General features: G+C 44.7%; 5 protein-coding genes, 4 tRNA genes and 5 rRNA genes. 1 reads left to right on the plus strand and 13 read right to left on the minus strand.

Features of this window, described 5'->3' with window-relative positions; genetic code table 11:
• Positions 1-66 precede the first annotated feature (66 nt).
• Positions 67-1,953, minus strand: coding sequence for a DNA topoisomerase IV subunit B (gene parE / locus AK824_RS12820; protein ID WP_057762142.1), 1,887 nt, complete (start codon positions 1,951-1,953; stop codon positions 67-69).
• 110 nt (positions 1,954-2,063) lie between these two features.
• Entirely contained in the window at positions 2,064-2,723 is a 660-nt protein-coding gene (locus tag AK824_RS12825) for a YqiA/YcfP family alpha/beta fold hydrolase (RefSeq protein ID WP_057762144.1), read from the minus strand.
• 187 nt (positions 2,724-2,910) lie between these two features.
• Here AK824_RS12825 and AK824_RS12830 point away from each other — a divergent pair, with 187 nt between their 5' ends.
• Complete coding sequence (locus AK824_RS12830; RefSeq protein ID WP_057762147.1) at positions 2,911-3,171, plus strand: DUF1289 domain-containing protein; 261 nt, start codon at positions 2,911-2,913, stop codon at positions 3,169-3,171.
• A 77-nt stretch (positions 3,172-3,248) separates the two neighbouring features.
• Here AK824_RS12830 and AK824_RS12835 read toward each other — a convergent pair whose 3' ends face one another.
• From AK824_RS12835 to AK824_RS12885, 11 genes are all read right to left on the minus strand, one after another.
• Positions 3,249-4,214 carry a hypothetical protein gene (locus tag AK824_RS12835; RefSeq protein WP_057762149.1) on the minus strand — a complete coding sequence of 322 codons (966 nt, stop codon included), beginning with the start codon at positions 4,212-4,214 and terminating at the stop codon, positions 3,249-3,251.
• Positions 4,215-5,192 carry a DGQHR domain-containing protein gene (locus tag AK824_RS12840; protein ID WP_057762151.1) on the minus strand — a complete coding sequence of 326 codons (978 nt, stop codon included), beginning with the start codon at positions 5,190-5,192 and terminating at the stop codon, positions 4,215-4,217. It lies immediately after the preceding gene.
• Positions 5,193-5,415: 223 nt separating this feature from the next.
• Positions 5,416-5,529, minus strand: a 5S ribosomal RNA gene (gene rrf, locus AK824_RS12845).
• Positions 5,530-5,713: 184 nt separating this feature from the next.
• Positions 5,714-8,569 (minus strand): 23S ribosomal RNA (locus tag AK824_RS12850).
• Positions 8,570-8,916: 347 nt separating this feature from the next.
• Positions 8,917-8,992, minus strand: a tRNA-Ala gene (locus AK824_RS12855).
• Positions 8,993-9,001: 9 nt separating this feature from the next.
• Positions 9,002-9,078 (minus strand) — tRNA-Ile (locus AK824_RS12860).
• A gap of 75 nt (positions 9,079-9,153) precedes the next feature.
• Positions 9,154-10,692 (minus strand): 16S ribosomal RNA (locus AK824_RS12865).
• Between the two features lie 693 nt (positions 10,693-11,385).
• A 5S ribosomal RNA gene (rrf, locus tag AK824_RS12870) occupies positions 11,386-11,499 on the minus strand.
• 184 nt (positions 11,500-11,683) lie between these two features.
• Positions 11,684-14,539: ribosomal RNA gene (locus AK824_RS12875) — 23S ribosomal RNA — on the minus strand.
• The 16S, 23S and 5S rRNA genes sit together here with 4 tRNA genes alongside, the layout of an rRNA operon.
• 347 nt (positions 14,540-14,886) lie before the next feature.
• Positions 14,887-14,962, minus strand: a tRNA-Ala gene (locus AK824_RS12880).
• Between the two features lie 9 nt (positions 14,963-14,971).
• Positions 14,972-15,048, minus strand: a tRNA-Ile gene (locus tag AK824_RS12885).
• Between the last annotated feature and the right edge of the window lie 71 nt (positions 15,049-15,119).

Here is a 15,119-nt window from a genome sequence, read left to right on the forward strand (position 1 = left end):
ATAAATATAAGTAATGACCTATTTCGATATTCTGTACACTTACTTCTTTAAACTTATTGCTAAGTGTTAAGAAATATCGGCCAAATCACCTTTACTCTCAAGCCACGACTTACGATCAGAGGCACGCTTCTTAGCCAGTAGCATATCCATCACACTATTGGTCAGTACCATGTCATCCATATCTAACTGTACTAAGCGGCGTGTATCACGGCTCATCGTCGTCTCACGTAGTTGCTCAGCACTCATTTCACCAAGCCCTTTAAAACGTGTAATCTGAGCTTTTTTATTGCCTGGTACGTTAGCCAAGATATGTGCAAGCTCCGGCTCATCCAATGCATAATGAACTTCTTTACCTACATCTACTCGATATAATGGCGGCATGGCCACAAACAAATGACCCGCATCTACTAGCGCAGGGAAATGCTTCACAAACAGTGCGCAGATCAATGTCGCAATGTGTAGTCCATCAGAGTCAGCATCTGCTAAGATACATATCTTGTCGTAACGCAGCTCGGACAAATCATCAGAGGCAGGATCGACACCGATAGCTATGGCAATATCATGAATCTCTTGGCTTGATAGCACCGTATCTGATGATACTTCCCATGTATTTAAGATTTTGCCGCGCAAAGGTAATATTGCCTGATAATGACGATCTCTGGCCTGCTTAGCACTACCACCCGCAGAATCACCCTCTACTAAAAACAGCTCAGCGCCATCACGTAAATCACCACGGCAGTCTGCCAATTTACCAGGCAATGCGGGTCCCTGAGTAATTTTCTTACGAGCAACTTTTTTGGCAGATTTCAGACGACGACCTGCTTTATTAATTGCCAATTCAGCGATTTGTGTACCCATGTCCGCATGCTGGTTTAACCATAGGCTAAAGGCATCTTTTGCCAATGTCTGTACAGCGCCCGCCGCTTCGCGACTAGATAAGCGCTCTTTGGTCTGTCCAGAAAACTGCGGCTCAGAGAACTTCAGAGACAAGATATAGTTCACCCCATCCCAGACGTCTTCCGCGGTTAGTTTCACACTACGTGGTAGCAAATTATGAATATCACAGAACTCACGCAGAGCTTCTAAGATACCCGTGCGTAGTCCGTTGACGTGCGTACCGCCCTGAGCTGTGGGAATCAGGTTCACATAGCTTTCTTGAATCGGCGTGCCACCATCAGGTAACCAAGACAAGGCAAAGGTAATAGCCGCTCGTTCACCTGCTTTCGCATCATAATTATAATAAAACGGTGCTTCAGGTAATGTTTCCAAACCATCTAATTGTTCGCTTAGATACTCGACTACCCCATCCGTAAACTGCCAAACGACCTTTTCGTCATTGATATCATCAGTGAACTCAATCGTCAGTCCAGCGGCCAAAACAGCCTTTGCTTTTAAATTATGCTTGAGCTGTTTTACATTAAATTTGGGCGTATCAAAGAAACTACCATCCGCCCAAAAGTGCACTCTAGTGCCACGTTTGCGTTTGTTTGAGCTGACTGCTTGCGTTAATGGCGTAACTGGTGCGCCATTTTCAAATGCCATATCAAACTGTGTGCTATCACGCCATACCGTAACCTCAACGCGAGTTGATAGCGCATTGACGACAGAGATACCTACACCATGCAGACCACCTGACACTTCGTAATTAGAGGTCGAAAACTTTCCACCTGCATGCAAGCGGGTCAAAATCAGCTCAATACCAGATTGACCAAACTCAGGGTGAATATCAGTTGGCATACCGCGCCCGTCATCTTCGACAGACAACGATCCATCACTATGCAATTGCACCTTGATGGTTTTAGCATAACCAGCTAACGCTTCATCAACTGAGTTATCAATGACCTCTTGCGCCAAATGGTTCGGGCGCGTGGTATCGGTATACATACCTGGACGACGACGGACTGGCTCAAGACCTTCTAAAACTTCTAACGATTGCGCATTATATTGACTCACAAATGCATCCTTAACTGTTCGCGTGCGTTTAATTCTATTAAACCATTATAACGAAAAATAGCGACGTTAACGTTAATACTCCATCGCTTACGTCATATAATGTCGTCTATTTAAGGTTGTACTAAATCTTGTAAGATATTCATCACCATGGGCAACTGCTCATCAAAGTCACTGAAGCAATGATCGCCACCCACTTGCACCGTTACCGATGCGCCCTGACTTTGATAAAAATCTTTAGAAAATTCAGAATTTAACAGCTCATCGCCTTCTTTTAGCAGCACAGCAACTTTATCGGGATAATTTACTGATAACAGCTGATTATCTGCAAACCACTGTAAATCTGCAGGCGTAATATTCCAGCCACCCGCTGTCGTATGTAGGACTTTGCTAGTAGATGACTCATTTAAGCTATATGCTGATTGATTAGAGAAACGCTGTAAAGTGATATGGGGCTGAGTACTAGGATTGAGCAGTAAAACTGGGCAACCTATCTGATTGCCTATCAAAGTAGAAAAATACCCACCTAGCGAGCTGCCGATTAATACCGTATTTGGTAACTCAGTCTGTTTATCTGCTGATTTTCTATCTTCACTATTATTTAGCGCTTTGACTAAAGACAGTAACTGTTCACACACTTGTGCAGGGGTCTTATTTAAATCAGGACGCAGCACATTGATATCAGGATGATGAAGCTGGCAATATTTTTCTAACAACATCCCTTTGGTCGAGTTGGCATCACTGTCCAATCCATGGATATAAATCAAGTTCACGTATCATCTCACTTATTAATTTTGTTATGATTATCTTATAAAGGCTATCAAAGCTAAGCATAGCACCCGCTAGACGGAAATAATAACAATAAAATGGCACACTATTAGTCAGTATTTGCGACATAATAATGTTGTACAGTGATTTTATGCAGGTCAAAGGAATGACGATAGTCATTATGGAGGAGTCATGAATCAACAGTTTGAGCTGTTCGAGATTGCCAACCCATGTATTGGTCTTTGTCAAAGCAATAAGAAGGGTTATTGCTTTGGTTGCCTGCGTAGTCGAACTGAGCGCCAGCTATGGCATGATATGACGACAGAGCAGCAGCGCGAGGTGCTAAGGCTTATCGCAGGACGTAAGCTGCGTATAGAACAAATGAAACAGCGTAAAGACGAACAGTTAGGTTTTGATTTTGAAGAGATACCTGAGATAGGTGAGTTGTTTTGAGAAATTTACAAGATAATTTGCGCTGTAGCTCGTAAAGTTTAAATCCCTAATGGTTTAATAGTGAGTTTTTATTAGCGTTATGGTGCCTGTATTTGATTTATTAGACGAAATGTCCCATTAGTTAAGGGCAAACAAACTTTACCTGAACGTTCGTAACCATACTTCATAAGGTGGTACATTAATGACAAAATTGAATTGCTTAAGTTATATAGAATTGAAATATCATTATTGTTTAAATTCAAATCAAAAGAGGTCGGGGGTTTAAGCCATTCCGTGTTTCTTAATATCATTTCAGAACTGTGTAATGCACCTCTATATGGATACCAAACACCATGAGTATGTTGATAATTAACTTTATTTCTAATTTGAGATAGCCAGTTTCCTCTAGCAGCACCAGATAGATGTAATGCAGCTTTAATATTGGAAATTAAATCCAATGTATCTGACTTATGTTTTCCAATTGCTGTAGCGTTTGGAATATTGTCAATCAACCACATTAGCAAACCTGAAAATGACGCCCATGTGTCAGCATGTGAGTCTTTCATTTTACTAAATTTTACTTTATTATTTTCAATCAGTGAAAAATAGAATCCACTTTCTATATTAACAGCCCCATTATCAAGCTGCATTGTTTTAGCTATTTCGAGCACCTTATTTGTATGGTCTACCTCTAATTGACTACAAGCTCTCCCATAAATCCTCAATATAGCGTGTGCTGCAAAAAAAGCTGAATAATACAATTGAACAGTTGCCCAACCAGTACTTTTTGGTAATTTATTAATTTTTCCTATGCTTAACATAGATTCGATTGCAGCTTGTGCAAATCTATTACAATCATTCGCAAGTGATACATAGAGAGTTTCTGTCTGTTGGAATCTTAGCTTGAATTCAGTAACTCTATTATTTCTTGAAGGTGCTAAACAATCAGATAATAAGTAATGTCCATTTGCAACCCATGCTTTCAAGTCCGACTCTGATGATGAACCTACTTCAAATATTTCGTTCATCGAAAATTGATGAATTAGTTTAATTTCAGAAATCATTTAAAGTGTAAATTCCTGTTTTAATGATTCCTCTAAATGCTCTACGATGGGTTTATATGCATTAGTAGGACTTGCAATCTTGACAGGTTTAATCCTTTGACCAACAATTGTTGTAAATTCATAGTAATTATCAACCGAATAAATTGCACCAAATCTATCTTGTACTCTTGCAGTAATTATTGGAAAAAATCCTGCAATTGCTTTAAATACAGTTGTGTTGAACGTTTGCTCCTGTAATTGATTTGGAGCTAAAACGCCTTCGTTGAAAGCTATTAAATAAGAATTGAAAATTTCATATATTTCATCTGTTGTCTTACTTCCAAATACTTTAACCAATGGTTTTACAGCGGTATTGAAAACTGAACGTGTTATTTTCCCCTTCTCTCTCTTTGATGCTGATAATCTATTATAAAGAGCACTATCATTCTCTGTCAAAAATATATCGAAAAGATCTCGAAGATATTGCTCAGTATCATTTTCATACTCAGCCATTCTTTTAATATCTAATAGAAGTTCTGTAGGTACACCTTTTTGCTTAGAATTAATATCAATAAACAATCTAGATTCATCACGTTTAGATAAGTTTTCATAAACAACCACAGGTATTCTAAGTGCTGTTTTCGCAATTTTGAAACCATAAACTCGATGCTGACCATCGATAATTAAAAATGCTTTGTCAATATTTAGAAAGCTTACTGACTTTTTCCTAGAATCATAATGAAACTTACTATCTTCTTGCGCTGACAAAACAATTGAGCTAGGAATTGTTCCCAAGCCTGAATCAATATAATTAGCTATTTCAATAGCTCTTTTTTTATCTAGTTCTCGTTGGAAACCTTCGATAGGATCTTCATCACGGTTTATAACATAACAAGTCTCTGATAGCACATCACTTGGCATAGTAAACGAATAAAACCTATGCTCACCTTGCCGAACTAGACTTACACTACCATAGCTTTCTTTATCTTTATCGTTCATTTAAAATCCTTTTCTATTATTGAATTTTTATTAAAGTATTAACAGCTTACTTCGATAAAAACTTAATTCTAATATGATATTTTACAGAGAATAAGCATACACTATTATAGGCTTTTCGATAATGAAGAATAATCAGTATTGTAATATTACAAAATCAAACTCAAACCGCGCACAAAGAAAAGCCCCCAACGCGTTAGCGTTGGGGGCTTTATCTAGAATAGAGAGCTGACGATGACCTACTCTCACATGGGCGAACCACACTACCATTGGCGCTACGATGTTTCACTTCTGAGTTCGGGAAGGGATCAGGTGGGGCCATCGCGCTATTGTCGTCAGCAAAGGGGGTTAGATATGAGTCTGTTGTTGTTTTTATTGACATCAAGTTTAAGCTTGTTGTCGATCAACTTGTAACCTAACTGAATCAAGGTTAAAGGTGATATCGAAATGTTCTGTCTGTTTCTATAGCCTGAGCTATACAAGATAGATTAATTAGACTTGTATACAAACCACTTGGGTGTTGTATGGTCAAGCCAAACGAGCAATTAGTACAGGTTAGCTACACGCATCGCTGCGCTTCCACACCCTGCCTATCAACGTCCTAGTCTTGAACGGCTCTTTAGGGAAATCTAATCTTGAGGTGGGCTTCCCGCTTAGATGCTTTCAGCGGTTATCCCATCCGAACGTAGCTACCGGGCAATGCCACTGGCGTGACAACCCGAACACCAGAGGTTCGTCCACTCTGGTCCTCTCGTACTAGGAGCAGATCCTCTCAAATTTCCAACGCCCACGGTAGATAGGGACCGAACTGTCTCACGACGTTCTAAACCCAGCTCGCGTACCTCTTTAAATGGCGAACAGCCATACCCTTAGGACCTGCTTCAGCCCTAGGATGAGATGAGCCGACATCGAGGTGCCAAACACCGCCGTCGATATGAACTCTTGGGCGGTATCAGCCTGTTATCCCCAGAGTACCTTTTATCCGTTGAGCGATGGCCCTTCCATACAGAACCACCGGATCACTAAGACCTACTTTCGTACCTGCTCGACTTGTGGGTCTCGCAGTTAAGCGCGCTTTTGCCTTTATACTCTACGACCGATTTCCGACCGGTCTGAGCGCACCTTCGTACTCCTCCGTTACTCTTTAGGAGGAGACCGCCCCAGTCAAACTACCCACCATACATTGTCCTCGGTATTGTTATACCTGAGTTAGAACCCCAACATGACCAGGGTGGTATTTCAAGATTGGCTCCACCGAGACTAGCGTCTCGGCTTCAAAGCCTCCCACCTATCCTGCACAAGTCAGGTCAAAGTTCAATGTAAAGCTGTAGTAAAGGTTCACGGGGTCTTTCCGTCTAGCCGCGGGTACACAGCATCTTCACTGCGATTTCGATTTCACTGAGTCTCTGCTGGAGACAGCGCTGCCATCATTATGTCATTCGTGCAGGTCGGAACTTACCCGACAAGGAATTTCGCTACCTTAGGACCGTTATAGTTACGGCCGCCGTTTACTGGGGCTTCGATCAAGAGCTTCGCTTACGCTAACCCCATCAATTAACCTTCCAGCACCGGGCAGACATCACACCCTATACGTCCACTTTCGTGTTTGCAGAGTGCTGTGTTTTTAATAAACAGTTGCAGCAGCCTGGTATCTGCGACTGCCAGCAGCTCAAGGAGCAAGTCCTATCACCACCAACAGCGTACCTTCTCCCGAAGTTACGGTACCATTTTGCCTAGTTCCTTCAGCAGAGTTCTCTCAAGCGCCTTGGTATTCTCTACCTGATCACCTGTGTCGGTTTAGGGTACGATTCGTTTATAACTATTGCTTAGAAGCTTTTCCTGGAAGCATGGTATTTGCCACTTCGCTGTACAAGTACAGCTTGCTATCAGATCTCGGTATAAAATAGCCCGGATTTACCTAAGCTATAAACCTACATCCTTTCACCTGGACAACCAACGCCAGGCTGACATAACCTTCTCCGTCCCTCCATCGCATTATAAACAAGTATCGGAATATTAACCGATTTCCCATCGACTACGCCTTTCGGCCTCGCCTTAGGGGTCGACTCACCCAGCCCCGATTAACGTTGGACTGGAACCCTTGATCTTCCGGCGTGCGAGCTTTTCACTCGCATTATCGTTACTCACGTCAGCATTCGCTCTTGTGATACCTCCAGCATGCTTTACAACACACCTTCACAGGCTTACACAACGCTCCCCTACCACTTGAAAACAAATTCAAATCCGCAGCTTCGGCTCCTAGTTTGAGCCCCGTTACATCTTCCGCGCGGGCCGACTCGACTAGTGAGCTATTACGCTTTCTTTAAAGGATGGCTGCTTCTAAGCCAACCTCCTAGCTGTCTATGCCTTCCCACCTCGTTTCCCACTTAACTAGGAATTTGGGGCCTTAGCTGGCGGTCTGGGTTGTTTCCCTCTCCACGATGGACGTTAGCACCCACCGTGTGTCTCCCGGATATCACTCATCGGTATTCGGAGTTTGCATCGGTTTGGTAAGTCGGTATGACCCCCTAGCCGAAACAGTGCTCTACCCCCAATGGTGTTCGTCCGAGGCGCTACCTAAATAGCTTTCGGGGAGAACCAGCTATCACCGAGTTTGATTAGCCTTTCACCCCTATCCACAAGTCATCCCCTGGCTTTTCAACGACAGTGGGTTCGGTCCTCCGGTGCCTGTTACGGCACTTTCAACCTGCTCATGGATAGATCACTCGGTTTCGGGTCTATACCCTGCAACTAAACGCCCTATTAAGACTCGGTTTCCCTACGGCTCCCCTAAACGGTTAACCTTGCTACAGAATATAAGTCGCTGACCCATTATACAAAAGGTACGCGGTCACCCAACAAGTGGGCTCCCACTGCTTGTACGCACACGGTTTCAGGTTCTATTTCACTCCCCTCACAGGGGTTCTTTTCGCCTTTCCCTCACGGTACTGGTTCACTATCGGTCAGTCAGGAGTATTTAGCCTTGGAGGATGGTCCCCCCATCTTCAAACAGGATTTCTCGTGCCCCGCTCTACTTAATATGTTAACTCTAATGTTTCGAATACAGGACTATCACCTACTACGGTCAGCTTTCCCACGCTGTTCTTCTACATTAGAATTAATCGGCTTCTCCCCGTTCGCTCGCCGCTACTAGGGGAATCTCAATTGATGTCTATTCCTAAGGGTACTGAGATGTTTCACTTCCCCTCGTTCGCTTCCTAATAAATTAGGATACCTACCTTATGGTAAGTGGGTTTCCCCATTCAGAAATCTCCGGATCACAGGATATTGCCGCCTCCCCGAAGCTTATCGCAGGCTGTCACGTCTTTCATCGCCTCTGACTGCCAAGGCATCCACCATGTGCGCTTCATTACTTGACCATACAACCCCAAGTAGTCTTTCGACTTCTAAGTGTCATACAATCTAATTATGATAACGATATCACCTATGTTTATACGCTTGATTCAGTTCTCTTTACTTTTTTTAATAACTCACCCCTGGGATAACAACTGATGTCGTTAAGAGGCGAGTTATTAAGGTTAGGAAGTGCGCGTGAACACGCTCATCCTAACCCAGACTCATATCTATGTTTTTAAATAGTCTCTATGCTCTCGTCGAGTCACAGATTCTGTATAAAACAGAAAGAAGTAATCAATTAAAATCACTTGTTTCTATTTAATACCTATTTATTTATTGGCATCTAAAGCTTACTTAACCGTCTTAGTAGTGGTGGAGCCAAACGGAGTCGAACCGTTGACCTCCTGCGTGCAAGGCAGGCGCTCTACCAACTGAGCTATGGCCCCATTGTAAAATGGTGGGTCTAGGTGGACTTGAACCACCGACCCCCGCGTTATCAACACGGTGCTCTAACCAGCTGAGCTACAGACCCTAATACGTTTTTTAAAAACGTAAGCTTAAACTAAAGAACAACTTGTTGTGAATTCTTGCTGACCGAATGCGTCTATAAGGAGGTGATCCAGCCGCAGGTTCCCCTACGGCTACCTTGTTACGACTTCACCCCAGTCATCAACCACACCGTGGTGAACGCCTCCCCGAAGGTTAAGCTATCCACTTCTGGTGCAATCAACTCCCATGGTGTGACGGGCGGTGTGTACAAGGCCCGGGAACGTATTCACCGCGGCATTCTGATCCGCGATTACTAGCGATTCCTACTTCATGGAGTCGAGTTGCAGACTCCAATCTGGACTACGATAGGCTTTTTGAGATTCGCATCACATCGCTGTGTAGCTGCCCTCTGTACCTACCATTGTAGCACGTGTGTAGCCCTGGTCGTAAGGGCCATGATGACTTGACGTCGTCCCCGCCTTCCTCCAGTTTGTCACTGGCAGTATCCTTAGAGTTCCCGGCTTAACCCGCTGGTAACTAAGGACAAGGGTTGCGCTCGTTGCGGGACTTAACCCAACATCTCACGACACGAGCTGACGACAGCCATGCAGCACCTGTATTCTAATTCCCGAAGGCACTCCCGCATCTCTGCAGGATTCTAGATATGTCAAGACCAGGTAAGGTTCTTCGCGTTGCATCGAATTAAACCACATGCTCCACCGCTTGTGCGGGCCCCCGTCAATTCATTTGAGTTTTAACCTTGCGGCCGTACTCCCCAGGCGGTCTACTTATTGCGTTAGCTGCGTCACTAAGTCCTCAAGGGACCCAACGACTAGTAGACATCGTTTACGGCGTGGACTACCAGGGTATCTAATCCTGTTTGCTACCCACGCTTTCGAGCCTCAGTGTCAGTATGATGCCAGGAAGCTGCCTTCGCCATCGGTATTCCTTCAGATCTCTACGCATTTCACCGCTACACCTGAAATTCTACTTCCCTCTCACCTACTCTAGCCTAACAGTTTCAGATGCAGTTCCCAGGTTGAGCCCGGGGATTTCACATCTGACTTATCAAGCCACCTACGCTCGCTTTACGCCCAGTAATTCCGATTAACGCTTGCACCCTCTGTATTACCGCGGCTGCTGGCACAGAGTTAGCCGGTGCTTATTCTGCAGCTAATGTCATCGTCTCCGGGTATTAACCGAAGAGTCTTCTTCACTGCTTAAAGTGCTTTACAACCAAAAGGCCTTCTTCACACACGCGGCATGGCTGGATCAGGGTTTCCCCCATTGTCCAATATTCCCCACTGCTGCCTCCCGTAGGAGTCCGGGCCGTGTCTCAGTCCCGGTGTGGCTGATCATCCTCTCAGACCAGCTACAGATCGTCGCCATGGTAGGCCTTTACCCCACCATCTAGCTAATCCGACTTAGGCTCATCTAATAGCGAGAGCAGTAAACTGCCCCCTTTCTCCCGTAGGTCGTATGCGGTATTAATACGAGTTTCCCCGTGCTATCCCCCACTACTAGGTAGATTCCTAAGTATTACTCACCCGTCCGCCGCTCGACGCCTGGTAGCAAGCTACCATCGTTTCCGCTCGACTTGCATGTGTTAAGCCTGCCGCCAGCGTTCAATCTGAGCCATGATCAAACTCTTCAGTTTAATCTTGCTATGAAGCTCTTTAAAGAAGCTTCTAAACTTGGCTCATCTAATCTGGCAAAATCGCTAAAAATTATGTTCGTAATGAATTAACTTTGAGTTTTTCTGCTGTCTTAAATGATAATTTTTATAGTTAATAATCTTTCCGAAAAGAAAAGATAGTCAACTTTATTTTTTAGCATTCTGAATCAGCAAAAATCCACACAAGTTGTTCTTTAGTTATGCTTTTAAATAATGTCTGACACTGTCGTCCAGTGCTAGTATTTCAAACTAAATAAGTCAGCCAATGTGGCTTATCCTATTTAGCGAGCTGACCATCATATCATGTTTTAATAGTCTGTCAACTTCTTTTTTTAATTTGTTTCAACAAGTTAACTGGGTTATTAATGTGTAATAACACACTAGCTACTTCCAGCTCGTCTTGATGAGGTGCGTATTATAGACGCTATATTTATTTAGTCAAGAAGTATTTTCTATTTAATTCAAACAATTTACATCGTTCAAATCAGTAACCCACTTCCCTTTCGACTGGGTGGCATTATACGCTTGTTTGAGACTGGGTCAAGGTTAATTGAGCTTTTTTTATGATTATTTTACTGAATGAGCTGGCGGCTGTTGATCAAAGTATTATTACCAAACCGCGCACAAAGAAAAGCCCCCAACGCGTTAGCGTTGGGGGCTTTATCTAGAATAGAGAGCTGACGATGACCTACTCTCACATGGGCGAACCACACTACCATTGGCGCTACGATGTTTCACTTCTGAGTTCGGGAAGGGATCAGGTGGGGCCATCGCGCTATTGTCGTCAGCAAAGGGGGTTAGATATGAGTCTGTTGTTGTTTTTATTGACATCAAGTTTAAGCTTGTTGTCGATCAACTTGTAACCTAACTGAATCAAGGTTAAAGGTGATATCGAAATGTTCTGTCTGTTTCTATAGCCTGAGCTATACAAGATAGATTAATTAGACTTGTATACAAACCACTTGGGTGTTGTATGGTCAAGCCAAACGAGCAATTAGTACAGGTTAGCTACACGCATCGCTGCGCTTCCACACCCTGCCTATCAACGTCCTAGTCTTGAACGGCTCTTTAGGGAAATCTAATCTTGAGGTGGGCTTCCCGCTTAGATGCTTTCAGCGGTTATCCCATCCGAACGTAGCTACCGGGCAATGCCACTGGCGTGACAACCCGAACACCAGAGGTTCGTCCACTCTGGTCCTCTCGTACTAGGAGCAGATCCTCTCAAATTTCCAACGCCCACGGTAGATAGGGACCGAACTGTCTCACGACGTTCTAAACCCAGCTCGCGTACCTCTTTAAATGGCGAACAGCCATACCCTTAGGACCTGCTTCAGCCCTAGGATGAGATGAGCCGACATCGAGGTGCCAAACACCGCCGTCGATATGAACTCTTGGGCGGTATCAGCCTGTTATCCCCAGAGTACCTTTTATCCGTTGAGCGATGGCCCTTCCATACAGAACCACCGGATCACTAAGACCTACTTTCGTACCTGCTCGACTTGTGGGTCTCGCAGTTAAGCGCGCTTTTGCCTTTATACTCTACGACCGATTTCCGACCGGTCTGAGCGCACCTTCGTACTCCTCCGTTACTCTTTAGGAGGAGACCGCCCCAGTCAAACTACCCACCATACATTGTCCTCGGTATTGTTATACCTGAGTTAGAACCCCAACATGACCAGGGTGGTATTTCAAGATTGGCTCCACCGAGACTAGCGTCTCGGCTTCAAAGCCTCCCACCTATCCTGCACAAGTCAGGTCAAAGTTCAATGTAAAGCTGTAGTAAAGGTTCACGGGGTCTTTCCGTCTAGCCGCGGGTACACAGCATCTTCACTGCGATTTCGATTTCACTGAGTCTCTGCTGGAGACAGCGCTGCCATCATTATGTCATTCGTGCAGGTCGGAACTTACCCGACAAGGAATTTCGCTACCTTAGGACCGTTATAGTTACGGCCGCCGTTTACTGGGGCTTCGATCAAGAGCTTCGCTTACGCTAACCCCATCAATTAACCTTCCAGCACCGGGCAGACATCACACCCTATACGTCCACTTTCGTGTTTGCAGAGTGCTGTGTTTTTAATAAACAGTTGCAGCAGCCTGGTATCTGCGACTGCCAGCAGCTCAAGGAGCAAGTCCTATCACCACCAACAGCGTACCTTCTCCCGAAGTTACGGTACCATTTTGCCTAGTTCCTTCAGCAGAGTTCTCTCAAGCGCCTTGGTATTCTCTACCTGATCACCTGTGTCGGTTTAGGGTACGATTCGTTTATAACTATTGCTTAGAAGCTTTTCCTGGAAGCATGGTATTTGCCACTTCGCTGTACAAGTACAGCTTGCTATCAGATCTCGGTATAAAATAGCCCGGATTTACCTAAGCTATAAACCTACATCCTTTCACCTGGACAACCAACGCCAGGCTGACATAACCTTCTCCGTCCCTCCATCGCATTATAAACAAGTATCGGAATATTAACCGATTTCCCATCGACTACGCCTTTCGGCCTCGCCTTAGGGGTCGACTCACCCAGCCCCGATTAACGTTGGACTGGAACCCTTGATCTTCCGGCGTGCGAGCTTTTCACTCGCATTATCGTTACTCACGTCAGCATTCGCTCTTGTGATACCTCCAGCATGCTTTACAACACACCTTCACAGGCTTACACAACGCTCCCCTACCACTTGAAAACAAATTCAAATCCGCAGCTTCGGCTCCTAGTTTGAGCCCCGTTACATCTTCCGCGCGGGCCGACTCGACTAGTGAGCTATTACGCTTTCTTTAAAGGATGGCTGCTTCTAAGCCAACCTCCTAGCTGTCTATGCCTTCCCACCTCGTTTCCCACTTAACTAGGAATTTGGGGCCTTAGCTGGCGGTCTGGGTTGTTTCCCTCTCCACGATGGACGTTAGCACCCACCGTGTGTCTCCCGGATATCACTCATCGGTATTCGGAGTTTGCATCGGTTTGGTAAGTCGGTATGACCCCCTAGCCGAAACAGTGCTCTACCCCCAATGGTGTTCGTCCGAGGCGCTACCTAAATAGCTTTCGGGGAGAACCAGCTATCACCGAGTTTGATTAGCCTTTCACCCCTATCCACAAGTCATCCCCTGGCTTTTCAACGACAGTGGGTTCGGTCCTCCGGTGCCTGTTACGGCACTTTCAACCTGCTCATGGATAGATCACTCGGTTTCGGGTCTATACCCTGCAACTAAACGCCCTATTAAGACTCGGTTTCCCTACGGCTCCCCTAAACGGTTAACCTTGCTACAGAATATAAGTCGCTGACCCATTATACAAAAGGTACGCGGTCACCCAACAAGTGGGCTCCCACTGCTTGTACGCACACGGTTTCAGGTTCTATTTCACTCCCCTCACAGGGGTTCTTTTCGCCTTTCCCTCACGGTACTGGTTCACTATCGGTCAGTCAGGAGTATTTAGCCTTGGAGGATGGTCCCCCCATCTTCAAACAGGATTTCTCGTGCCCCGCTCTACTTAATATGTTAACTCTAATGTTTCGAATACAGGACTATCACCTACTACGGTCAGCTTTCCCACGCTGTTCTTCTACATTAGAATTAATCGGCTTCTCCCCGTTCGCTCGCCGCTACTAGGGGAATCTCAATTGATGTCTATTCCTAAGGGTACTGAGATGTTTCACTTCCCCTCGTTCGCTTCCTAATAAATTAGGATACCTACCTTATGGTAAGTGGGTTTCCCCATTCAGAAATCTCCGGATCACAGGATATTGCCGCCTCCCCGAAGCTTATCGCAGGCTGTCACGTCTTTCATCGCCTCTGACTGCCAAGGCATCCACCATGTGCGCTTCATTACTTGACCATACAACCCCAAGTAGTCTTTCGACTTCTAAGTGTCATACAATCTAATTATGATAACGATATCACCTATGTTTATACGCTTGATTCAGTTCTCTTTACTTTTTTTAATAACTCACCCCTGGGATAACAACTGATGTCGTTAAGAGGCGAGTTATTAAGGTTAGGAAGTGCGCGTGAACACGCTCATCCTAACCCAGACTCATATCTATGTTTTTAAATAGTCTCTATGCTCTCGTCGAGTCACAGATTCTGTATAAAACAGAAAGAAGTAATCAATTAAAATCACTTGTTTCTATTTAATACCTATTTATTTATTGGCATCTAAAGCTTACTTAACCGTCTTAGTAGTGGTGGAGCCAAACGGAGTCGAACCGTTGACCTCCTGCGTGCAAGGCAGGCGCTCTACCAACTGAGCTATGGCCCCATTGTAAAATGGTGGGTCTAGGTGGACTTGAACCACCGACCCCCGCGTTATCAACACGGTGCTCTAACCAGCTGAGCTACAGACCCTAATACGTTTTTTAAAAACGTAAGCTTAAACTAAAGAACAACTTGTTGTGAATTCTTGCTGACCGAATGCG

Source organism: Psychrobacter sp. P11G3, from assembly GCF_001435845.1.
Classification (GTDB): domain Bacteria; phylum Pseudomonadota; class Gammaproteobacteria; order Pseudomonadales; family Moraxellaceae; genus Psychrobacter.

Coding starts and splice junctions, on each gene's coding strand:
- AK824_RS12830 (WP_057762147.1), top strand. CDS start 2,911: ATGAATCAACAGTTTGAGCTGTTCGAGATTGCCAACCCATGTATTGGT.
- AK824_RS12840 (WP_057762151.1), bottom strand. CDS start 5,192: ATGAACGATAAAGATAAAGAAAGCTATGGTAGTGTAAGTCTAGTTCGG.
- AK824_RS12835 (WP_057762149.1), bottom strand. CDS start 4,214: ATGATTTCTGAAATTAAACTAATTCATCAATTTTCGATGAACGAAATA.